At 62.4% G+C, this 22892-nt stretch carries 25 protein-coding genes; 18 read left to right on the plus strand and 7 right to left on the minus strand.

Going from position 1 to position 22892, the window contains the following annotated elements; all coding sequences use genetic code 11:
* Positions 1–13 precede the first annotated feature (13 nt).
* From AC06FA_RS12040 to AC06FA_RS12070, 7 genes are all read right to left on the minus strand, one after another.
* Positions 14–2140 (minus strand): methyl-accepting chemotaxis protein, encoded by a 2127-nt coding sequence (locus tag AC06FA_RS12040; protein WP_478068504.1) that lies wholly within the window; start codon positions 2138–2140, stop codon positions 14–16.
* Positions 2141–2282: 142 nt separating this feature from the next.
* Positions 2283–2552 (minus strand): hypothetical protein, encoded by a 270-nt coding sequence (locus AC06FA_RS12045; protein ID WP_478068505.1) that lies wholly within the window; start codon positions 2550–2552, stop codon positions 2283–2285.
* 106 nt (positions 2553–2658) lie between these two features.
* Complete coding sequence (locus AC06FA_RS12050) at positions 2659–3402, minus strand: SOS response-associated peptidase (RefSeq protein WP_478068506.1); 744 nt, start codon at positions 3400–3402, stop codon at positions 2659–2661.
* A gap of 18 nt (positions 3403–3420) precedes the next feature.
* Positions 3421–3609: a hypothetical protein gene (locus AC06FA_RS12055; RefSeq protein WP_108756491.1), complete on the minus strand. Its 189-nt coding sequence runs from the start codon at positions 3607–3609 to the stop codon at positions 3421–3423.
* Entirely contained in the window at positions 3606–3884 is a 279-nt protein-coding gene (locus AC06FA_RS12060; protein WP_478068507.1) for a hypothetical protein, read from the minus strand. Before AC06FA_RS12060 ends, AC06FA_RS12055 begins: the two co-directional genes overlap by 4 nt.
* Before the next feature lie 105 nt (positions 3885–3989).
* Positions 3990–5186: an MFS transporter gene (locus tag AC06FA_RS12065; RefSeq protein ID WP_478068508.1), complete on the minus strand. Its 1197-nt coding sequence runs from the start codon at positions 5184–5186 to the stop codon at positions 3990–3992.
* Between the two features lie 98 nt (positions 5187–5284).
* Complete coding sequence (locus AC06FA_RS12070; protein WP_478068509.1) at positions 5285–5713, minus strand: phosphohydrolase; 429 nt, start codon at positions 5711–5713, stop codon at positions 5285–5287.
* Between the two features lie 122 nt (positions 5714–5835).
* Here AC06FA_RS12070 and AC06FA_RS12075 point away from each other — a divergent pair, with 122 nt between their 5' ends.
* The 18 genes from AC06FA_RS12075 to AC06FA_RS12160 all read left to right on the plus strand — a co-directional run bounded on the left by AC06FA_RS12075 (position 5836) and on the right by AC06FA_RS12160 (position 22651).
* Entirely contained in the window at positions 5836–6093 is a 258-nt protein-coding gene (locus tag AC06FA_RS12075) for a hypothetical protein (protein WP_478068510.1), read from the plus strand.
* A 36-nt stretch (positions 6094–6129) separates the two neighbouring features.
* On the plus strand, positions 6130–7809 hold the full coding sequence (locus AC06FA_RS12080) for a type IV secretory system conjugative DNA transfer family protein (RefSeq protein WP_478068511.1): 1680 nt from the start codon (positions 6130–6132) through the stop codon (positions 7807–7809).
* A gap of 416 nt (positions 7810–8225) precedes the next feature.
* Positions 8226–8672, plus strand: a complete 447-nt coding sequence (locus AC06FA_RS12085; protein ID WP_478068512.1) for a hypothetical protein — start codon at positions 8226–8228, stop codon at positions 8670–8672.
* Between the two features lie 87 nt (positions 8673–8759).
* Positions 8760–9827 carry a VirB8 family type IV secretion system protein gene (locus tag AC06FA_RS12090; protein ID WP_478068513.1) on the plus strand — a complete coding sequence of 356 codons (1068 nt, stop codon included), beginning with the start codon at positions 8760–8762 and terminating at the stop codon, positions 9825–9827.
* Between the two features lie 52 nt (positions 9828–9879).
* On the plus strand, positions 9880–10659 hold the full coding sequence (locus AC06FA_RS12095) for a TrbG/VirB9 family P-type conjugative transfer protein (protein ID WP_478068514.1): 780 nt from the start codon (positions 9880–9882) through the stop codon (positions 10657–10659).
* On the plus strand, positions 10656–11906 hold the full coding sequence (locus AC06FA_RS12100) for a TrbI/VirB10 family protein (protein ID WP_478068515.1): 1251 nt from the start codon (positions 10656–10658) through the stop codon (positions 11904–11906). The genes AC06FA_RS12095 and AC06FA_RS12100 overlap by 4 nt, the downstream gene beginning before the upstream one ends.
* A gap of 14 nt (positions 11907–11920) precedes the next feature.
* The gene (gene virB11, locus AC06FA_RS12105; RefSeq protein ID WP_478068516.1) at positions 11921–12964 is read left to right on the plus strand and encodes a P-type DNA transfer ATPase VirB11; all 1044 of its coding nucleotides are present in this window, start codon (positions 11921–11923) and stop codon (positions 12962–12964) included.
* Between the two features lie 3 nt (positions 12965–12967).
* The gene (locus AC06FA_RS12110) at positions 12968–13933 is read left to right on the plus strand and encodes a lytic transglycosylase domain-containing protein (RefSeq protein WP_478068517.1); all 966 of its coding nucleotides are present in this window, start codon (positions 12968–12970) and stop codon (positions 13931–13933) included.
* A 73-nt stretch (positions 13934–14006) separates the two neighbouring features.
* Entirely contained in the window at positions 14007–14429 is a 423-nt protein-coding gene (locus tag AC06FA_RS12115) for a TrbC/VirB2 family protein (protein ID WP_478068518.1), read from the plus strand.
* A complete protein-coding gene (locus tag AC06FA_RS12120; protein WP_478068519.1) occupies positions 14422–14730 on the plus strand; it encodes a VirB3 family type IV secretion system protein in 309 nt (102 codons plus the stop codon). The genes AC06FA_RS12115 and AC06FA_RS12120 overlap by 8 nt, the downstream gene beginning before the upstream one ends.
* 84 nt (positions 14731–14814) lie before the next feature.
* Positions 14815–17262 (plus strand): VirB4 family type IV secretion/conjugal transfer ATPase, encoded by a 2448-nt coding sequence (locus AC06FA_RS12125; protein WP_478068520.1) that lies wholly within the window; start codon positions 14815–14817, stop codon positions 17260–17262.
* Between the two features lie 25 nt (positions 17263–17287).
* Positions 17288–18115 carry a hypothetical protein gene (locus AC06FA_RS12130; protein ID WP_478068521.1) on the plus strand — a complete coding sequence of 276 codons (828 nt, stop codon included), beginning with the start codon at positions 17288–17290 and terminating at the stop codon, positions 18113–18115.
* A 73-nt stretch (positions 18116–18188) separates the two neighbouring features.
* Positions 18189–19337 (plus strand): TrbL/VirB6 family protein, encoded by a 1149-nt coding sequence (locus AC06FA_RS12135; RefSeq protein ID WP_478068522.1) that lies wholly within the window; start codon positions 18189–18191, stop codon positions 19335–19337.
* Positions 19338–19402: 65 nt separating this feature from the next.
* Positions 19403–19876, plus strand: a complete 474-nt coding sequence (locus tag AC06FA_RS12140) for a DUF4189 domain-containing protein (protein ID WP_478068531.1) — start codon at positions 19403–19405, stop codon at positions 19874–19876.
* Positions 19877–20009: 133 nt separating this feature from the next.
* Positions 20010–20504 carry a DUF4189 domain-containing protein gene (locus AC06FA_RS12145; protein WP_478068523.1) on the plus strand — a complete coding sequence of 165 codons (495 nt, stop codon included), beginning with the start codon at positions 20010–20012 and terminating at the stop codon, positions 20502–20504.
* Positions 20505–20651: 147 nt separating this feature from the next.
* Positions 20652–20924, plus strand: coding sequence for a DUF4189 domain-containing protein (locus AC06FA_RS12150; protein WP_478068524.1), 273 nt, complete (start codon positions 20652–20654; stop codon positions 20922–20924).
* Between the two features lie 109 nt (positions 20925–21033).
* A complete protein-coding gene (locus AC06FA_RS12155; RefSeq protein ID WP_478068525.1) occupies positions 21034–21552 on the plus strand; it encodes a DUF4189 domain-containing protein in 519 nt (172 codons plus the stop codon).
* Positions 21553–22120: 568 nt separating this feature from the next.
* A complete protein-coding gene (locus tag AC06FA_RS12160) occupies positions 22121–22651 on the plus strand; it encodes a DUF4189 domain-containing protein (protein ID WP_478068526.1) in 531 nt (176 codons plus the stop codon).
* The last annotated feature ends 241 nt before the right edge of the window (positions 22652–22892 follow it).

The following is a 22892-nucleotide window of genomic DNA, read 5'->3' on the forward strand; positions in this document are numbered from 1 at the left end:
GCAGGGCAGCGACTCAGGCCGCGTGCGGCAATGCCACGCGATGCGCGCCGGAGGGAGCGATCCGGAACGTCGCGGCGGCCTGGTCCAGCGTGGCGGCCTGGTCGGCCATGGCGCGCGCCGATGCTCTGGCTTCTTCCACCAGCGCGGCGTTCTGCTGGGTGGCCTCGTCCATCTGCGCGATGGTCTGGTTCACCTGCTCGATGCCGGACGCCTGTTCGCTGCTGGCCTGGGCGATCTGCTGGATCAGCGTGTCGGTCTGCGCGGCGGCCGCACGCAGCTGCTCGATGGCCTGTTCCGACTGGCGGGCGATGCCGATGCCCGACTGCACGCTCTGGCCGGAGGCCTCGATCAGTGCCTTGATGTCCTTCGCCGACGCTGCCGCGCGCTGGGCCAGGGTACGCACCTCGCTGGCCACCACGGCGAAGCCGCGGCCCTGCTCGCCGGCACGCGCCGCTTCCACTGCAGCGTTCAACGCCAGGATGTTGGTCTGGAACGCGATGCCGTCGATCAGGCCGACCATCTCGCCAATGCGCTGCGACGAAGCATCGATCTGCTGCATCACCTGCACCACATCCTGCACCGCGCGGGCGGTGCGCTGCACGGCGTCGCCGGCGCTGCGCGATGCAGCGTTGGCATGCTGGGCATGCTCGGCGTTCTGGCGCACGGTCGAGGTCAACTCTTCCATCGACGCGGCCGTTTCCTCCAGGTTGGCCGCCTGGCTTTCGGTGCGGCGCGAAAGGTCCGCGTTGCCGGCGGCAATTTCGTCCGAGGCGTTGGCAATCGATGCTGCCGCCGTCTGGATGCGCTGGACGATGCTCGACAGGTTCTCGGCGGTGCGGTTGGTGTCACGCTGCATGGCCGCGAACACGCCCTGGTAGCTGCCCTGCAGGCGGCGGGTCAGGTCGCCCTCGGCCATGGCGCCCAGCACCACCGACAATGCCTTCAGGCTGCCATCGGCGGTTTCCATCAACTGGTTCAGGTCGACGATCATGCGCTGGAAATCGTGCTGGTAGGCGCTGGCATCGCCGCGCACGCTGAAGTCACCGGCCGCCGCCGCCCGCGCCAGACGCTGGATGTCCTGGTTGATCGCATGCAGGCTGGCCTTTGCCGCATCCATCGATTCATGCAGGATCGCGCGGCTGCCCGGCAGTCGCCGCGCGCTGCGGCGCAGATCCCCCTGGGCGTACTCGTTCAGTACTTCGATCGCATCGACGATGGCGTCCAGATGCTCGAACACCATGGTGTTCATGCCTTCGGCCAGTTCGCCGTACACGCCCGGGAAGTCGGTCGGCATGCGGTGGGTGATGTCCTCTGCGGCATGCAGGTCGATCATCTGCCGGGTCTGCTGCGAGAAGCGCTGCAGCAGCTGCACCATGCCATCGGTGGCGCGCAGCATCTGGCCCACTTCGTCCTGGCTGTCATCCTGGGCGCGCACGCTCAGGTCGCCACGGGTCACCGCATTGATCGAGGCCTGCACGCGTGCCAACGGCACGGTCAGGCTGCGCGAGATCAGCCATGCGGCCAGGATGCCCAGCGCCAGGCTGGCCACGCCGAACAGGGTCAGCAGGCCGGTGGTACGGGCCGCCAGCGACTGCATCTCCGCTGCCGCTTCGGCCACCAGCGTCTGCTGCAGGTCGGCGAACTCGCTCAGTGCGGTGTTCCACTGCGCCGCGGCCGGCGCCACTTTGTCCAGCAGTAGAGCGTCGGCGGCGGCGAAATCACCGGCACGCATTCGCGCATCGAGCTCGGCCAGCACGGTCTGCGTGGCCTGCTGGCGCGCGGCCACTTTGTCACGCATGGTCTGGGCCAGCGGGCTGGTGGCCGGGCGTGCCGTGAAGTGCTGCCAGATCTGATCGTAGCGGGCGGTCTGCGCCTGCACCGTGGCCAGGTCGCGGTCCAGTTCCTGGCCACGGCGCAGCAGCATATCGCGGCGCAGCAGCAACAGTTCCTTGTTGATGATCAGCATGTCGTACAGCTCGCCCATGCGGGTCACGCGTACATTCACCGCGTTGTCGAACTGTTGCCGCTGTTTGTAGTTGCTGTGCAGGGCGATCGCAAGAATGGTGGCGATCATCAACAGCAGGATGGAGAAGCCAGCGGTAAGGCGGGTGCCTACCTTGAAGCGGCGCAGTGTGTTCAATTTGTGAAGTCCGGTAGTCGTCGTAGGCCCGACTGCCGGGCGTGTCTGCACAGGAGAGTCCCGGCAGGCAGTAAGACGATAGCGGCGCTGCAGACTGAAGCTTTAGCGCAAGGGCTCGGATTTTTTCGAAGGCGCCTGCGGATCAAGCAATGCAGAGCGCGAACACCGCCGACAGCGCGACCATCAGCACGAATACGCGTCGGCTCAGGGCCAGGCAGGCGAGGCCTGCGGCCAATGCCCATGCACCGAGCAGGACACAGGCCAGCAGCCACAGGCCCATGCCCATCAGCGAGCCCGACACTACGCCCGACAGCGCCAGCGCCTTGAACAGGCCCACACCCAGCACGCTGCCCAACAGCCCTGCCTGCAGGGCGACGGCATCATGGCGGGCAGGGGAGGGGCGGTGCTGCATGGCTGCACTGTGCCGCAAGCCACATCCACGCCATGTGTTTTTCAAGGGATTTTCAAGGGGTCGGATCCCTTTCCAGCGGAAAGGGCTCTGACCCCAATCCCGCCGCTCACGCATCGTCATCCAGTGCATCGCCATCCCAATCGGGCAGCGCGCTGTCGGCACGCAGCGCATCCGGGTTCACCGGCTCCAGCAGCGTGTAATCGTCGCGTTGCGGGTCGCGGATACCCAGGCCGACATAGGCAGCCTCCAGCACGGCGGTATGCGCGTGTCGTCGCAGCTGCGCCGGGGTGGTCAGCTCGCCACGCAGCCAGGCCGACGCCGCTGCGGGTTCCACGAACACCGGCCCATCGGCAGACAGCGGCGCCGGGATCGACGGATTGCCATCGGTCAGGATCGAAAACGTGTCGCGCATGTCGCCGGCCTCGTCCTGCCAGTGTTCCCATAGCCCCGCCGCCAGCAGGGCCAGGCCATCCTGGCGCTGCACGAACATCGGCCAGGGCGGTCGTCGCTGCCGGTCCCATTTGAAATAGCCCGTCATCGGCACGATGCAGCGCCGCTTGCTCCAGGCATCGGCAAAGATGCGGCTGCGCGGTGCGCGCTCCAGCCGGGCGGTGACGGTGGTGTAGGGCGTGGACGGTTGTTTCGACCAGCGCGGCACCAGGCCCCACTGCATCTCCGCAACGACCGTCGTGGTCGCGTCATCGGCGGCGCCGGCCGCCCAGACCCAGGCGTGGCCGTCCTTGCCGATGTTGTAGCGCGCATCTCCCGCTGCCAGTGCTGCCGCCACGTCACCGGGCAGGGCAGCAGGGAAGCTGTCCGCGTCCACGAAGGCCTGCACGAAACGTCGCATGACCGCTCCGTCGCTGCCTCAACGCGGCGGATGTGCCTGCAGCACGTCGCGTCCTCGCGGGGTCAGGTCGATGTCACCGTCCTCGGCCTGCACGGCAAGGCCTGCCGCGACCGCCCAGGTCGCGGCGTCGCTGTCTACCTGTTCCGCATCGGCAATGGCCTGCAGGATCCGTCGCTGTGCGCCGGTCAGTGACGCGTCCATGTTCATACGCCGAGCACGCGCGGCTGCCAGTCGGCCACGCGTGCATTGCTCACGGCCTGATGGCAACCGCAGTCTTCACAGCGGAACAGGGTGCCGCCCGGCAGGTGCAATAGATTGCCTTCGGTGGACGAGGTCGTGGCCTCGCAGTGGTTGCACGTCACCGTCAGCGAGGTGATGCGTTCGACCCCGCCGGCCATGTTGAAGACGGCCTCGAAGGCGCGAATGGCGAAATGACCGGTGTCCGACATGAGGGGAAGGGGGCCAGGGGAAGGTGCATTCATCGTCACACTTCCACCTGTGATGACCCCGTCAGCCCGATGCGGTGGCGAGATCAAATCCAGCCGCTTGCACAGCCCCTGCCAGCGGCAAGTGCTGTGTGCGGGGCCTCAGGCGGCCTTGCGGCGGCGGTCCACCATCACCGAGACACACCACAACAGCAGGCCGCCGATTGCGGTGGCCGCACCCACGTAGCCCGTGGTCGCCGGGCTGAAGCCGGCACTGATGGCCATGCCGCCCAGCCACGGCCCCAGCGCATTGGCCGTATTGAAGGCGGCGTGGTTGGACGCGGCGGCCAGCGTCTGTGCTTCGCCCGCCACGTCCATCAGTCGCGTCTGCAGCACCGCGGCCAGCGCGCCCATGGTGCCCACCGTCACGATCATCGGGCCGATGGTCCACACCGACTGCGCCGCCACCGGGTACAGCAGCAGCATCACGATCGACCAGGCCAGCACCACCGCGGCGGCCTTGAAGTGGAACTTGTCCACCAGCCAGCCACCGGCGATGTTGCCGATGATCGCGCCGATGCCGAACACGCCCACCGCCAGCGGCATCCACGATTCGGCCACGCCGGTCACCTGCACCAGCGTGGGCGCCAGATAGGTGAACACACAGAACATGCCGGCAAAGCCCACCGCGCCAATGGCCAGCGCCAGCCAGACCTGGGTGGTGTTGAAGGCGCGCAGTTCACGCATGGGCGAGGTGCGCACCTCGTCCGGGTCGGGCAGCAGGAAGCGGGCGATCATCACCACGGTGGCAATCGCCAGCAGGCTGACCAGGGCGAACGCCGTGCGCCAGCTCACCTGCTGGCCCAGCCAAGTGGTCAGCGGGTTGCCGATCAGGATCGCGATCGACAGGCCCAGCAGCACCCGCGACATCGCCTGGCCGCGTTGGCCGGCCGGGCTGATCGCTGCGGCCACCAGCATGGCCACGCCGAAGTAGGCACCGTGCGGCAGCCCCGCAACGAAGCGTGCGATCAGCATGGTGGCGTAGTTGGGCGCCAGTGCGCTGGCCAGGTTGCCGATGGCATAGAAGCCCATCAGCACCAGCAGCAGTTTGCGCCGCGGGAAGCTGGCACCCACGAACGCCAGGATCGGGGCGCCGACCACCACGCCGATGGCATAAGCGCTGATCAGGTGGCCCACCTGGGTTTCGCTGATGGCCAGGCCGCGGCTGATTTCCAGCATCAGGCCCATGCTGGCGAACTCACTGGTGCCGATGGCGAAGCCACCCAGCGACAGGGCGATGATGATCAGGGTGCGCTGGCGCGGCGTGAGCCGTGCGGCCAGGGAAGAATTGGGGCTCATGCGGGGGCGCGATGGGGCAGGGGAACGGGCCATTGTACTGCTGCACTGCAGCAGTGGCACCCGCGCCCAGGCAAATCAGCGTTCAGCCTACGGTGCTTTCAGCCCTGCGTTTGCCCCAATGCCGCCAGTGCGTGCCGGTACTTGCCGCGCAGGCGATCGGCGGTGGCGGGGTCCAGTGCGGTCAGCCGGTGCTCATCGGCGTTGTCGGCGATGTCGGCCAGCTTTACTTTCAGTGCCAGCGGGTTGGCCGCGATGCCTGCGTAGTACACATCCGTATCGGCGGTATGGTTGCGGCTCAGCAGGTGCACGGCGTGCTGGATGTGTTCGGGAAAGTCCTGCACCTGTGCGGCAGAGCCCGGGCAGTCCTCCACCACATCGTGCAGCCAGGCCACCACCTCGGCATCATCATCGCCACTGACCCGTGCCGCCACCCGGCCGACATGGCCGATGTAAGGCTGACCGGCCTTGTCGAACTGCCCGGCGTGGGCCTGGGTGGCCACTGTGCGGGCGCGTGCAATCCATTCCATGACAATCTCCGGGGCGCAGGCGTGTATTGTCGGTGCAGACACCTGAGCGTTGCCACCCCACGGGGCGCGGCGAACGGGGCCGTCGCAGGAACGACATGTGAACGCCGTCACGGAGTGAAGCCATGCAGGAATACACGCACCAACTTGAACTACGTGGGCGCTACCGATTGGTAGCGGTGACCCACGCGCCGGTGTACGCTCCCGGCGATGTGATCGGGCATGCGGTCATCGCCGATGACGGGGAACGTCTGTCCGATCTGATGTCGCTGGCCGAAGCGCGGCAGTACCTGGAAGGGTTGCTGCGGGAAGAGGGCATCGAGCCCGGGCTGGAAGATGAAAACCACCTGCGGAAGAAGGCGTCACGCTGGCGCCGCCGCTAGTTCGTCGCGCCCTTGGGCGCATCATGGAGGATTCGGGTGTTGCCCAGTAAGAAGTATCTGCTCATCGCCATCGCCACCCTGGCGACCCTGGTGCTCGGGTTTGCGCTGTCCGGTTATCTGACCCTGCTGTTGCTCGGCCTGGATACCAAGCTCTTCACCTGGAACACCTACTACCAGTATTTCAACGCGCTCGACCAGCCGGCGGTTGCCCCGTTCGTGGGCAAGATCAAGTGGGCCGGCTACCTGGGCTTTGGCGTGCCGCTGCTGGTGCTGGCGGTGGTCGCGCTGGTGCTGCTGCTGAAGAAGGACAAGCGCTCGCTGCACGGCGATGCGCGCTTTGCCACCAGCGCCGACCTGGCCAAGCACGGCATGTTCAAGAAGACCGGGCAGAGCATCGTGGTCGGCAGCCATGGCGGCAAGCTGGTGCGCCTGGATGGCCAGCAGTTCGTGATCCTGGCCGCGCCTACCCGTTCGGGCAAGGGCGTGGGCGTGGTCATCCCGAACCTGCTGGAGTACGGCGAATCGCTGGTGGTGCTGGACATCAAGCAGGAAAACTTCGACCTGACCAGCGGCTGGCGTGCCAGCCAGGGCCAGGAAATCTACCTGTTCAATCCTTTCGCCGAGGACCGTCGCACGCACCGCTGGAACCCGCTCAGCTATGTGTCCGACGACCCGGCCTTCCGCGTCTCGGACCTCATGAGCATCGCGGCCATGCTGTACCCCGATGGGGCCGAGGACCAGAAGTTCTGGGTCAGCCAGGCGCGCAATGCCTTCATCGCCTTCACCCTGTACCTGTTCGAGAACTGGGACGACGAACGTGCCAGCGGCTTCCCCGGCGGCATGGGTACGCCCACGCTGGGCGCGGTTTACCGCCTGTCCTCCGGCGACGGCACCGATCTGAAGAAGTTCCTGAAGGGCCTGTCCGAGCGCCCGTTCCTGAGCAGCAATGCGCGTTCGGCCTTCGCCAACATGCTGTCCCAGGCCGATGAGACCTTCGCGTCCATCTTGGGCACCTTCAAGGAACCGCTGAACCCCTGGATCAACCCGGTGCTGGACAAGGCCACCAGCACCAACGACTTCCTGCTCACCGACGTGCGCAAGAAGAAGATGACCATCTATATAGGCATCCAGCCCAACAAGCTGGCCGAAAGCCGTCTGATCATCAACCTGTTCTTCAGCCAGCTGATCAACCTCAACACCAAGGAACTGCCCAAGTCCAACCCGGACCTGAAGTACCAGTGCCTGTTGCTGATGGACGAGTTCACCTCGATCGGCAAGGTGGACATCATCGCCTCGGCGGTGTCCTACATGGCCGGCTACAACGTGCGCCTGCTGCCCATCATCCAGAGCATGTCCCAGCTCGACGCCACCTACGGGCGGGAGATCTCGCGCACCATCATCACCAACCACGCGCTGCAGATCCTGTACGCGCCGCGTGAGCAGCAGGACGCGAACGACTATTCGGACATGCTGGGCTACACCACCATCCGCAAGAAGAACGTGACCCATGCCCGTGAGAAGACCCACAGCTACAGCGAAGAGCGCCGCGCGCTGATGCTGCCGCAGGAGCTGAAGGCGATGGGGCCGGACAAGGAAGTCTTCCTGTACGAAGGCATCCCGCATCCGGTGAAGTGCGACAAGATCCGCTATTACAAGGACCGTTATTTCACATCGCGTCTACTGCCAAAAGTCGACGCGCCGATGCTCGATGTCTGATCTGTCGAGTGTTAAATGTGACATATGTCCGAATTAAGCAATGTGAATTAGTGAAGGGCGTCAAAAAAACACCATACGTTGATGGAATTCAGACTTGTCTGACATGGAATTGACGTGAGGTTGTGCGACTCTATGCACGGCTTGGGAATCCTCGTGATTCAGCTTGCTTTCAGAGTGGCCAGGAGTTTCAGCCATTGGAACAGGGATGGTTCCGACGTTGGTGAGGGCGCGGGTGCGCGGCTTGGAAAAGCCGTGGTCTGCGACCTGGTTGGCAGCTTTCGGGCTGCAGGGGAACCGTGACAGTTGTGCCCTGTTAAGCAGGCTTACTGTGACGTTTCCGGCGTGCGCCACGCAGCGCCGGACGACCAGGGGACCAACATCGGGACTGCTTTTTCGTACGTCAAAGTGAAGCCCGTATGAATCAGGCGTTTATCGTGAAAATGTCCATCGCCGCAGCCGCGGCGTTGATGGTGGCCGGTTGCGCCACCAAGCCCGCACCCGATTTCGGCGGACGCTGGAAACCGGTAAACCGGTTTGCAACGGCCCCGACCGAAATCCCGCTCTATACCAGCTACGTGTACCAGGCGTCGCCGATGGACGGCACGCTGAAGGCGATGCTTGAGCGCTGGGCCAAGGATTCCGGCCGCACCCTGGATTATCGCCTCAGCTCGGATTTCACCCTGTATGGCGCGGTGTCGGACATCGACACCACCAACGCGCAGCAGGCCGTGATCGATGTCACGGCAGCCTACGCGGCACAAGGTGTTTCCGTCTCCATCGTGGGCAATCAGATTGTCGTGCAGAACGCCGGGTCGACGCCTACCGCGTCTGTGCCGGCGGCTGACGCCAACAGCGGCAGCTGAGCCCACCGAAATCATCGAACGTGCCGCACCCCGCGCCCGCCGCAGGGGCGTCACGCCCATTGATGTTTCAGCAGTACGGAAGAATCCATGTTCCGCAAGAAGGATGCAGGCAACAGCCAGAAGGTCGAGCAGTCGGTCGCCAAGGCGGTCAGCTACGAGATCACCGTGGCCGACATGGCACGACGCAGCGAGCGCCGCGCCTGGTGGGTGGCCACCGGCTCATTGCTGATGTCGCTGGCGCTGGCGGGCGGCTACTACTACATGCTGCCGCTGAAGGAAAAAGTGCCGTTCCTGGTGATGGCTGATGCGTATACCGGTACGGCCACGGTGGCGCGGCTGACGGGCACGTTCCAGGGCGAAACCATCACCTCCAATGAAGCGGTCAACCGCAGCAACGTGGCCCAGTACGTGCTGGCGCGCGAGTCCTACGATTCGGCTGTGATGGGCCTGCGTGACTGGGAACTGGTGTTCGTGATGTCCAACGGGCCCGTGGCACAGAGCATGAAGCTGCGCTACGCGGGCAACAATCCGCAGAATCCGTTCGTCATGTATGGCCGCGAAAAGGCCATCCGCATCAAGATCCTCAGCATCACCCCGCTCATGCAGCAGGCCAATGGCAGCTTCCGTGGCGCGTCGGTGCGCATCCAGCGCAGCCTGCTGGACAAGCGCACTGGTGCCGCCACCTATCTGGACAACCAGTTGGTGACGATGCGCTTCGAGTACAACCAGAATCTGGCGCTGTCCGAGCAGGATCGGGTGCTCAACCCGCTTGCCTTCCAGGTCACCGAGTACCGCGTCGACAACGATTACGCACGTGGCGTGCCGGTGCCCGACGACAGTGACATGCAACAGCAGGCGCAGGACGCCGCGCAGCAGGCGCAGGCAGCGGCGGCGCAGGCGCAGGGCATGTATGACCCCAACGGCCCGGCGGCTGCGCCCATGATCGATCCGGCGACGGGTCAGCCTGTGCCGGGCCAACCGACGCAGCCGGTACAGCCGATGCAGGGCCAGCCCATGCAGGGCCAGCCGATGCAGGGCCAGCCGATGCAGGGCCAGCCGATGCAGCAGGGCCAGCCGATGCAGCAGGGCCAGCCGATGCAAAGCCGGCCGCAGGGCGTGCAGCCCCAGTCGGCGCAACCGATGCGGGGTGGGTGATGAACCGCGCACAGAACCAATCCACCGGAAATGCTGATGGAGCAAGCAACCGATGAGTAGTCGAAAAGTCAGGGGGAGCGCATCGGCGCTGCTGTCTTTGCTGTCGCTGGTGTTCTCCACGGCGGCGATGGCACAGGCAGTGGACCGGTACGAGTATGAGAAGGACCGGATCTATCCGGTTCGTACCGGCCTGGGTCTGACCACCCAGATCGAGCTGAGTCCGAACGAGAAGATCCTCGACTACAGCACCGGCTTCAGCAGTGGCTGGGAACTGACCCGTCGCGAGAATGTCTTCTACCTCAAGCCGAAGAACGTCGACGTGGACACCAACATGATGGTGCGCACAGAGACCCATTCCTACATCTTCGAACTGAAGGTGGTGGCCACCGACTGGCGCCAGCTGGAACAGGCACGTCGCGCAGGCGTTCAGTACAAGATTGAGTTTGCCTACCCGAACGAAACGGTGTTCGGCGTCGCCCAGCAGGCGGTGGAAGAAGAAGCCAAGCCTCTGCTGAGCATGGAATTGGCCAAGGATCGCCAGTACAACTTCAACTACTCCTATTCGACCAGCAAAGCGAAGAAGATGGGGTGGCTGATCCCGGTCAACGCCTACGACGATGGCCGCTTCACCTACCTGAAACTGCCGAATTCGCCCGAGTACAAGACTGGCATTTTCCCTGCCGTGTTTGGTCGTGAGAAGGAGTACGGCGAAGATTTCGTGGTCAACACCACGGTTGAGGGCAATACGTTGATCGTGCACGGGACTTACCCGTACCTGGTCATCCGTCACGGCGACTTCGTCGTCGGTCTGCGAAGGAACGTGAAGAAATGAGCCAGCAGAACACTCCCGACAACGACCCGAATCCGTCCTCGTACGGCCAGGGGCCGGCGGGCCAGGCGCCTTCGTCCAACCCGTACTACGGAAGCGTACAGGCAGACAGCACGCCGGATCTGGACGCCAGCGCGCCGCAGTTGCGCTCTTCGGAAGAGCAGCGTCTGAACCGCAAGGCGCTGTTGTTCCTCGGTGGCATTCTGGTGCTGCTGGTGGCGATGGGCTTCCTGTTGCTGCGCAAGGGCCGGGATAGTAGCGCTGACGCCGAAGTGCCGCGTCAGGTCGCACGTGCGACCACGCCCGATCTGCCGTCCATTACTCCGCCGCGGCCGACCACCGCGCAGGAAGAGGCCGAACCCATTCCGATGCTGCCGCCGCCGCCGCAACAGCAGATCCAGGGGCCGACCTACATTCCCCGCGCTGAACCTGAGCGCCAGGTTGATCGTGGGCCGAGCCTGCTCGATCGCCGCATCGCTGCTGGTGCCGGGGTAGGAATGGGCGATGGCGGCCAATCGCAGGAAGGTGCATCGGCCAACGAAGATCCGTACCTCGCGGCAACCATGGCGGCGCTGCAGGGGCAGAACGGCAATGGTGCTCCGGCCAAGGTCCGTCGCGGGCCGGACGTCGAAGACATCTCGAGCGCCACCTACATCCAGAGCCCTGATGCGTTGCTGGTACGCGGCACGTATCTGCGCTGCGTGCTCGAGACCCGCATCATCACCGACCTGGCCGGTTATACGTCCTGTCTGCTGACCGAGCCGGTTTATTCCATCAATGGCCGCAGTCTGCTGCTGCCGAAGGGCTCCAAGATCTATGGCGCTTACGGTGGCGGTCCGACGGGCAAGCGCGTGGAGGTGATCTGGGATCGCATCACCACGCCGAACGGTATTGATGTGGCGATGTCCAGTCCGGGTATTGATGGACTGGGTGGAGCAGGTCATCCGGGTCAGTACAGCGCGCATTGGGGCAGCCGTATCGCCTCGGCGCTGATGATCAGCCTGATCTCCGATGCGTTCAAGTACGCCGCGGCAGAGCATGGCCCGGAGTCGACCACGGTCGGTAGCAACGGGTTTGCCGTGCGCTCTCCGTACGAAAGCGCCACCGCTCGCACCATGGAGCGCCTGGCCAACGAAGCGCTCAGTGAAGGCCGTCGTCCGCCGACGGTCACCATCAACCAGGGTACCGTCGTGAACGTCTACGTCGCCAAGGACGTTGACTTCACCAACGTGCTCAACCCGCGCCGGTAATCGAAAGACTGATCATGGACGCCGAAGTGTCGCCCCTCGCCCTTGTCTCCAGCGATTTCCTGCGCTATCAGTACGAAGTGCTGGGCATTGCTGAGTACATGACCTCGCCGGAAGTGACGGAAATCTGCATCAACCGTCCGGGCGAGTTGTACCTGGAGACACGGGCAGGGTGGCAGCGCGTGGACGTGCCGAGCCTGACCTTCGAGCGGGCCCGGCAGTTCTGCACGGCGGTGGTGAACGAGAGCAACACCGGCCAGCGCATTACCGATGCTGATCCGGTCGTATCGCTCACGTTCCCCACCGGCCAGCGCGCACAGTTCGTGATCCCGCCGGCCTGTGACGCAGGCAAGGTGTCCATCACCATCCGCCTGCCGTCCAAGCACACCAAGTCGCTCACCCAGTACCACGAAGATGGCTTCTTCGCTCAGATCCTGGAACAGGATGGGAGCCTGAGCGATCAGGATCGCGAACTGCTGGAGCTGCGGCATACGCGCGAGTACGCCGAGTTCTTCCGGCGTGCGGTCATGTACCGCAAGAACATCGTCGTATCCGGTGCTACCGGCAGCGGCAAGACAACCTTCATGAAAGCGCTGGTCAACCATATTCCGGACAGTGAACGTCTGGTGACCATTGAAGACGCCCGCGAACTCTTCCTGAGCCAGCCCAACGTGGTGCACCTGCTCTATTCAAAGGGCGGCCAGAGCGCAAGCAACGTGACTGCCAAGAGCTGCATGGAGGCCTGCCTGCGCATGAAGCCCGAGCGGATCATCCTGGCCGAGCTGCGCGGCGACGAGGCGTTCTATTTCATCCGTAATTGCGCCTCCGGTCATCCAGGTTCGATCACCAGCTGCCATGCCGGCAGTCCGGAACAGACCTGGGATCAGCTGGCATTGATGGTCAAAGCATCGGCCGAAGGCTCAGGCCTGGAATTCAACGTCATCAAGCGGCTGTTGATGATGACGATCGATATCGTCGTACATATCAAAGCGCATGCTGGCGCGCGCTATATCACCGGCATCGACTTCAATCCTGGGCGCGCCCAGGGGCAGGAGGGCTGAACCATGCTCCCAGGTCTGGAAATGATGGCGTGTCCAGAAATGGCCGTGTCCATGGACGTCATGCAGCACGTGATCAACGTGGAATCGTCGCGCAACCCCTTCGCCATTGGCGTGGTGGGCGGCGCGCTGGTGCGTCAGCCCAAGGCGCTGGATGAAGCGCTGGCCACGGTGCGCATGCTGGAAGAAAAGGGCTACAACTTCTCGGTTGGCCTGGCCCAGGTGAATCGTTACAACCTGGCCAAGTACGGCCTCGATTCCTACGAAAAGGCGTTCCAGCAGTGTGCCAACCTGCAGGCTGGCTCGCGCATCCTGGCCGAATGCTACAAGCGTTCCGGGCAGGATTGGGGCAAGTCGTTCAGCTGCTACTACTCGGGCAATTTCACCACCGGTTTCCGCCATGGCTACGTGCAGAAGATCTACGATTCGATGCGCCGTGGGCAGCAGGTGGCCAGCAATGGCGTGGCGCCGATCGACGTGGTCAGCCGCGGTGAGCGTCGTACGGTAAAGGTCGAACACCATCCGCAGACGGTGTCGCCCGTGCAGTCGCGCATCGTCGCCCAGGCCGACGCGCCGGTGTACGTGCCGTCCAATGATCCGGCCCGTGCATATACGGTCTATCCGTCTGCCGGTGCGATGGCTCGCAGCAGTGCATTGAACCTGGCCGATCAGGCGCTGTCGCGCGTGGTGCTGGGGTCGGTGGACCGCATGATGCAGCAGCCAGCGGCGCAGGGAGCGCAGGGCCAGTCGTATTCGCAGCAGCTGCCGCAGGCAGCACGAAGCGCGCAGGCCATGCCACAACAGCTCCCTGGCGGACCGGCCGGCGCCGCCGATGGTCCGGTGATGCTGCGCCCTTGGGCTGAGCGTAATCAGCCGGTCGCAGCGCCTGGCAATGTTCATATCGCACCGGCGGCGGCACCTGCCGCGCCGGTTCGACAGATTCCCGCAGGGGATGCGGCCTTCGTGTTCTGACGAAGTCGTGGTGCGACCGGTCCCCCGGCCGGTCGATTCAGTTGTGTTAGTCCATCAACAAGGAAATCCATCCATGAAGCGATTCAATCTCGACGTCGTACAGGCCCAGCGCACGCTGAAGACCATGCTGATGGCCGTTGCGTTTGCTGGTTTCGTGCTCGCGCCGCAGGCGTTCGCCAACAATGCCAACTACGGTGGCACTGAGGTGAAGGTCTGTGGCTTCTTCGACAGCATCAACGGTCTGCTGAACATGGCTTCGATCGCCGTCGTCACCATCGCCGTCATCTTCGCCGGCTACCAGATCGCCTTCGCGCACAAGCGTATTGGCGATGTCGCGCCGATCCTGATCGGTGGTGTGCTGATCGGCGCTGCCGGCCAGATCGCCAAGATGCTGCTGGGTGATGATTACGGCGACTGCAGCAATGCCGGCGCCGGCGGCGCCGGCGGCATGGCGCTGATGGTCGTCAAGAACGTTGCACAGTACTACGGTGCATAAGAACGTCGTCTTTCGTGGCTGCACCCGCCCGGCGATGTTCCTGGGCGTACCCTACCTGCCATTCTTCATGGTGGCAGGTGGGTTGCTGCTGCTCAGCATGTACACGAACTTCTGGTTCCTGCTGACCATTCCTGTCGCTGTCTTCATCATGCGGCAGATGGCCAAGCGCGATGAAATGATCTTCCGGCTGCTGGGGTTGCGCCTGCTGGTCAAGCTGAGAGTTCGGAACGTGCGTGAACACGACGGCATGTGGGTGTTCAACCCGAATCACTACCGCAATAAACCGGCCCGCATGGATTGAGGGCCGGGATGGGGCCGGCGGGCGTTTGGCGCCCGCCGGTTCCTGACGAAACTCCGTTGGCAGTACCTCCTTGGAAGCAGTCGAATGTTCAGCCCAGATACCTCCATCAGCGAATTCATTCCCCTGTCATCGCATGTTGCCCCGAACGTGGTAAAGACCACGGGCGGCGATTTCCTGCTGACCTGGCATCTGGAAGGCCTTCCGTTCGTGGGGCGCGAGGAATGGGAGCTGGAGCATCGGCACAACACCTTCAACCGTCTGCTGCAGACCCTGCGCGCGCCGGATTTCGTCAACGTTGCGTTCTGGGTGCATGACATCCGCCGCCGCCGCACGCTGAAGGGCAAGAGCGAGTACAAACAGCGTTTCAACCAGGACGTGTCCGACCAGTACATGGGCATGCTGTCCTCGCAGCGCATCATGCAGAACGAGCTCTACCTGACGATGATCTATCGCCCGGTGGTGGCCGGTAAGCGCTTCGTTGAAAAGTCGGCCAACATCGACAAACTTCGTGCCGAACAGGAACAGGCAGTCGAGAAGCTGTTGGAACTGGCCGGCAACGTGGAAGCGGTGATCCGTGACTACGCGCCGTACCGGCTGGGCATGTACGAAGCCAAGAATGGCGTGGTGTTCTCCGAAACACTGGAGCTGTTCGGCTATCTCATCAACCGTATCGACGAGCCGGTGCCTGTGCTGTCTGCGCCGGTGAAGGACTATCTGCCGGTCAGCCGGCACATGTTCTCGGCCAAGACTGGCGATTTCGTCATCAATACCCCCAATGGTGCCAACCACTTCGGCGCCATCCTGAATATCAAGGAGTATGCCGAGGGCACCTACCCCGGCATTCTCAACGGCCTGAAGTACCTGGATTACGAGTACGTCATCACCCATTCGTTCAGCCCGATGGGGCGCCAGGACGCACTGAAGGTGCTGGACCGCACCAAGGGCATGATGATCTCGTCGGGCGACAAGGCAGTCAGCCAGATCGTCGAGCTGGACCAGGCCATGGATCAGCTGTCGTCAGGCAACTTCGTGCTGGGTGAGTACCACTTCATCATGACCGTCTACGGCGACAGCCAGGCCAAGCTGTCGCAGAACGTGGCGACCACCCGCGCCGAGCTGTCCAATGCCGGCTTCGTGTCGACCAAGGAAGACCTGGCGGTCACCTCGTCGTTCTACTCGCAGCTGCCGGGCAACTGGCGCTACCGCACGCGCCTGGCCAACGTCAGCTCGCTGAACTTCCTGGGCCTGTCGCCGCTGCACAACTTCGCCACCGGAAAGCAGCACAACAACCCGTGGGGCGACTGCGTCACCACGCTGCAGACCACCAACGGCCAGCCGTATTACTTCAACTTCCACGCCACGCACCCGTCGGAAAACTCGCTGGGTGAGAAGGCCATCGCCAACACCATGGTGATTGGTAAGTCGGGTACCGGTAAGACCGCGCTGATCAACTTCCTGCTCAGCCAGGTGCAGAAGTACGAGCCGTCGCCCACCATCTTCTTCTTCGACAAGGATCGCGGCGCCGAGATCTTCGTGCGTGCCTGTGGCGGCAACTACCTGGCCCTGGAGAACGGCGCGCCGACCGGCTTCAATCCGTTCCAGTGCGAGAGCAACGAAGCCAACGTGCAGTTCCTGGCAGACCTGATCAAGGTGCTGGCCGGCAAGCGCGAGTACAGCGCCCGCGAGGAGGAGGATATCTACCGCGCCGTGGAGAGCATGCTGGATACGCCCATGCACCTGCGCAGCATGACCAACTTCCAGAAGAGCCTGCCCAACATGGGCGACGACGGGCTGTACGCGCGCATGCGCCGCTGGACATCGGGCAACTCGCTGGGCTGGGTGTTCGACAACCCCGTTGATACCGTGGACCTGAGCAAGGCCAACATCATCGGCTTCGATTACACCGACATCATCGACAATCCCGAAGTGCGTGTGCCGGTCATTAACTACCTGCTGCACCGCCTGGAATCGCTGATCGACGGTCGTCCGCTGATCTATGTGATGGACGAGTTCTGGAAGATCCTGGATGGCGAGGGTGGCCTGAAGGAGTTCGCCAAGAACAAGCAGAAGACCATTCGTAAGCAGAATGGTCTGGGCATCTTCGCCACGCAGAGCCCGGAAGACGCGCTGAAGAGCGACATTTCCGCTGCGCTGATCGAACAGACAGCCACGCTGATCCTGCTACCGAACCCGAACGCCAGCAAGAGCGACTACATGGATGGCCTGAAGCTGACCGAGGCGGAGTTCCGGGTCGTGACGGCGCTGGATGAGCGCTCGCGATGCTTCCTGGTCAAGCAGGGCCACGCGTCCAGTGTATGCCAGCTCAACCTGCGCGGCATGGACGACATCCTGTCGGTGATCTCTGCATCCACCGACAACATCGACGTGATGCACCGTGTGCTGCAGACAGCTGCCGTTCGTGCGCGGGTTGGGGTGGACGAGCTGACGCCGGAGCAGTGGCTTGAAGAGTTCTACAAGAATCGAAAGGGTTCCGGCAAGGCCAGGGCGGCCGCTGAAACTGACGCGGCGTGATGGCCGTCGGACAAGGACGACAACGATGAAATTCCTCTTCGTGGAGAACGGTATGAGCAAGGCAAACCACAATCGCACCTCCGGCCGCAGCCTGCGCCAGAAGCGCCTGGCAGCCCTGTTGCTCGGTAGCATGGCGGTACTCTCCGCCAGCCCGGTGGGAGCCAGCGGCTACCCTGTGTTCGACTTCAGTGCACTGATTCAGGCCCTGAAGGACTTCAAGCAGTCGAATGCACAGCTGATCGCCGACGGCAAGGAGTATGGCGAGCAGATCAGTCGTTGGAACAGGACGCTTCAAGAGTACCGCGACGCGATGGTCAAGATCCAAGGTTTGATGAACAACTTTGGGCTGCCTCCGGGGGCTACATTGGAGCGAGTGCCGGACGACTACATGGTGGCAGAAGTTTGCAGGACTTCAGGTGGATTTAGTGCTACCAGTCTCTTGAAGAAGTTCGTTCTGGACACGTCCGGTGACCTTTACGCACAGCAACAGCAGTTGTGCGTGAACATTCAGATGATGGAGAACCGTAAGCGCAACGAGACCGTCGATTTCATGGAGAAGACGATCCCTAGCGTAGATAAGACGTTGAGCGAAATCATGGGGTGGCGTATGGGCGGTAGCGGAAACCTGTCCGGTACGGTGAGCGCAGTCAACAGCGATTCGCTTCGAACTGCTAACGAGATCTCCGTGTTGCAGCAGAAATGGGAGGCACGGATGCGCTCCTACGACGCCTATCAGCAGTCGATGATGGCCAATCAGCGCGTACTCGCGCGTGTAGCGCTGAAGGGTAAGCCGGGGATTGTGTCGCAATTGGTCAAGACTGCCGCGCTGAAGGGCGCTCTGAGCGTCGATTGACGCAGACGGGGCCGGCGCGGGTGCGCCTTCCCCATGAGGTTGTCGGATAGGGATACATCAAGGGATTGCGGAAATGATCAGGTCGATTGCCAATTTTGATTTCAACGGCGGATTCCAGGATTTGATGGGGCATGTGGCACGTGTCCAGTCGATCGGGGACTTCGTATTCTTCAAGTTCATCTTCGACTTCCTGCGAAGCAAGATAAACAAGTTCGGCATCGACATGATGGGGGAGATGATGCAGTGGGTTGGCGGTATCGCCCTCACGCTCATGACCCTGTGGGTACTGGTGCAAGGCTTCCGCATCATTACCGGCCGCAGTCGCGATTCGATGATGGTGTTGGTGACCAACATGGCCCGTGCCGCGTTGATCGTCAGTGTGGCGACCACGATGGGCATGTTCGGTACCGATCTCCAGCGCTTCCTGACCCATGACGTCAAGGAAGAGATCACCCAGGTGGTCACAGGTTCGGATGAGTCTCCTGAAGATCAGATCGACGAGAGCTTGGCGTGGATGCAGGTCGCGCTGTCCAGCATCGATGCCATCCAGATCATGAACGATGGTGAGCTGTTGGAAGACAAGAAGCGCGCATTGTTCTTCATCGGCATGGGTACTGCCGGCCCGGCCATCACTGCCGGCGCGATGCTGATGCTGTACGAAATCGCCATGGCACTGTTCATTGGCTTTGGTCCGCTGTTCATCCTCTGCCTGCTGTTCGAGCAGACCAAGCAGCTGTTCCAGCGCTGGCTGTTCTACGGAATTGGCACGATGTTCTCCATGGCTGTACTGGCTGCAATGGTCTCCATCGCGCTGGATATGGTGGTACGCGTGGCCGCGACATTCTGGACAACCGCACTGGTCCAGGAATTCATCCTGAAGGAGAGCATGTCCGACGGCATGACCAGCCAGGCCATGCAGCAGGGTGGTATGGGGCTGATCCTCACAGCGCTGATCCTGACTACACCCCCAATGGCTGCGATGTTCTTCCAGGGCACCCTCGGCACCTTCATGGCATATTCGCAGATAGGCGGTGGCGCAAGTGCTTCGCCGAGTGCTGATGGTCGTCCGCCGGGTATGTCGGCACCCCCGCCGGCGGCTCCGGCTTCGTCTTCTGGCTCTACCACGGGCGATCAACATCTGGGCGTTGGCAGAGTGTTTGACGGTACAGGCGGCCCCGGTTCTGCCATTCCTGGTCAGCGCGGTGCTGCAAATCCGAATTAAGGGAACTAGAGGTTGATCTGATGAACGTTCGTGGACTCCTGAGAGTTGTGTGCTTGTCTGTCGTCATGCTGGGCGCTGCGCACATTAACCTAGCGTTCGCCGAAGGACGGTGTCCTCCTGGCCAGTATCCAATTGGTGATCAGGGTGTCGGTGGGTGTGCTCCGATCCCGAGTTCAGGCCAGAGCGCGCCTGAGGAGAACCCCGGGCACTGGGTCAAGACGTGGGGAGCCTTTGCAAGCTCTGCAAATGGAGACGCAGGCTCTGCGACCGGTCACCAGGCCAAGGCTTCAGCCGAACGTCAAGCCATTGAGCGCTGCGGTCATTGGGGAGCGACTGACTGCAGAGTGACTTACACGTACTACAACCAGTGCTACGCCGCTGTGGGGGCGAAACGTCCTGAAAACGGTGTGAAGTTCAATTCTGGCGCAACTAAGGCTCAGGCGCAGGAACGAGCAATTCAGGATTGCAGGAAATCCGGGAGCCAGGAGTGCACTGTGGTTCATTCGGACTGCACGAAGCCATTTTTCCAAGAAGGCTGACGGTTACTCGCTGTAGCCAAACGAATTCGTTGAGCGGCCTGCTTTGGGCGATCGGCACAGTGAAGTGCCTGCCGCAGGCTCCGCAGATGCTTCGTGGCGCACGGCAGATGAATTCAAGGATGAGTGGATTGAGATGAGTGTCCTCCGATGGCTCAGGAGTCTGTGCTTCATCTTTCTGGTGGTGTGCGCTGCGAGCGTCGAACCGGCAGCGGCCGAGGGTCGCTGCCCCCCAGGGCAATATCCGATTGGCGATCAGGGTGTGGGCGGCTGCGCGCCAATTCCCGGTGCAGGTCAGTCGGCTGGTGATAGCACGCCAACGGGGAGGTGGGAAAAGCGATGGGGTGCCATCGCTTACCACGCGACTCAGGACCGCCAAGGGACAGCTGCGATTGGCGTGGCGGAGTCGAAGAGGACCGAGGCCGAAGCAAGAAGCGTCGCTCTTGCGGAATGCAGGAAACTGGGTGGTCTGGAATGCCAGGTTTTGCTTGCATATCACAACCAGTGCGCAGCGTTGGCGGGGCCTACCATCGAACAGCTCAGCACCCGGGGAGGGGTGCTGAGGGCAGCCGGCGCCGGCAGTCTTGAGAAGGCAAAAGCGAACTCAATGAGAGATTGCCAATTGGCGTAGGGCGGACAAACCTGCATTCTGGTGTATTCGGCATGTGCTGTTCCCGACTTTTTTGACAATTGATTCGGATGGCCCGCAAGCTTGTCAGCCCGTAGCTGAAACCAGCGAGCCCACTGATGGCTGTAGCCGATCCTTCAAGTTGTTGGCATGCTGACGAAATCGGATGCGGCCAAGGAGGCTCAGCATCGCTGCGCTTCCGGTGGAGCCGGCGACTGCAGAGTTTTGATGACGTATAAGAATCAGTGCGCTGCCTACGCCTATGGCAAGCGAAGTGGCAAGGATGGGGTGGTGTCCACCACGAGGGCGCGGTCCAAAGAGGAGGCGGGTTCAGCCGCACTTCACCACTGTGCTGCGGATGGCGGAGTTGCGTGTGAGGTCGTCTACAGTGATTGTACGGAGCCGCTTCTTCAGAAGTTTTAGTTGTCAATTGCATCGCTCGCGAAGCCCGAAGCTTTCTTGGAGCCTTTCCTCTCATCGGAGTAGGGTGGCCGGTCAACGGTTGCGATGTTCTTCCAAGGAACGCGTGTTGATGAATGCAAACGACTTTCCGAAGTATCTTTGCCTGGCGCTCTTCCTGCTGGTCGGCCTGCACGTCAGTTCGGCTTTTGCGGAAGGGCGCTGCCCTCCGGGTCAGTACCCGATAGGCGATCAGGGGGTCGGCGGTTGCGCTCCGATCCCCGGTGCTGGCCAAGGCGCCCCGGAGGAGAATCCCGGTCATTGGGTGAAGACATGGGGAGCCGTTGCGGGTTCCATGAACGGGGATGCAGGCGCAGCCACCGGTCATCAGGTCAAGGCTTCTGCCGAACGTCAAGCGGTCGAGCGATGTGGTCATTGGGGGGCGAAAGACTGCAAGGTGTTGTACACCTATTACAATCAGTGTTACGCGTCCGTTCGCAGTGGCCGGCCCGATAACGGGACTATGTTCAATGCGGGTGCCAACAAAGAGCAGGCGTTCGAAAGGGCCACGCAGGATTGCCGCAACTCAGGAAGCCAGGAATGCACCTTTGTGCATTCGGATTGCACAAGACCGTTCTTCCAGGAGGGCTGACTGCCTGCTGTGCTCGGTCGATTGGATTGAGTTGCTGGTTTTGGATCGTCGGCTTGGTGACAGATCTATCGAAGAGGTTGCGGTCGTCGCGTGACGCGAGAAGGATCAATTCAAGGAAACGTTGGTTCAGATGGGCGTATTCCGATTGATCAAAAGTCCGTGGATATTCTTTCTGCTGATCTGCGCTGCGACCGTCGAAGCAGCGGCGGCGTAGGGTCGCTGCCCCTTAGGCCAGTACCCGATCGGAGAGCGGGGCGAAGGCGGCTGTGCTCCCATTCCTGCCGCCGGTCAGAATGGTGGCAGTGTGGCACCGGCCAGAGGGTGGGAGACGCGGTTCTTTATGCGGCATTGGCGATGGTGACCTTGTCGCGCCCGGCTTTGTAAGGGCAGATGGTGGTTGTCCCCAGGGGCAGTACCCGATAGCCGATCAAGGTGTTCAGGGCTGCGCGCCAATTCCAAGCAGCGGCGGGGCGCCCGATCCGGCGCGCCCCAGTGGCAGATGGATAAAAGCCTGGGGCGCCGTGAACTTGATGACTATTGGTGCTAAAGGTTCGGGATGGAGGGCGTAATGGTCAGACGGCATACAATACGATTGTGCGCTTGGTTGGTTTTGGGAGGGATAACCCTCACTGTGCTTCAGGAACCTGTGTTCGCTGAAGGTGGTTGCCCTGCCGGCCAGTATCCGATCGGTGGGCAAGGGGTGCAGGGCTGCGCGCCCATTCCTGGTGCTGGCGGAGGTGCATCGACTGCTCCTCGTGCTACAGGCCGGTGGATCAAGACTTGGGGGGCTATTTCTGTTTCCCCCGACGGTAAGTCGGGGGTCGCTGTCGGCAAGCGCAGTAAATCTGAAGCTGAGGGCGAGGCGGTAGGTCAGTGTATCCAGTCTGGCGGGCAGGGTTGCCGCGCCTCGTTTGCCTATAGGAATCAGTGCGTCGCTGCTGTGGTCCCGACCTCTGGGAGGGGCGGGACGAGTTTCGGTGGGGGGGAGACCGTTGAGAAGGCTGTTGAACTGGCGAGTGGTGTTTGCAAGAAAGGAGGAGGAGAAGGCTGTCGCGCTGTTTACACGGCGTGCACCGCACCTGTGTACGTTCAGTATTAGATGTTCTCAATTACACGACTCAATTCCGATTTGTGATGGCTAAGGATGGTCTGATCAATGCGCCCAATCAAAGCTCTGATAAGTACGGGAATGCAAATGGCGGTTAGCGTTCTGTAGGATCAAGGTGATCGTTATGAAATATTTGATTTTTCTGCTGGTGCTGTTCTGGGCAATCCCAGCTTTCGCCGAAGGAGGTTGTCCGCCAGGACAATATCCCGTGGGCGGGCAGGGCGTTCAGGGG

This window comes from Stenotrophomonas sp. Steno-C17, from assembly GCF_056393165.1.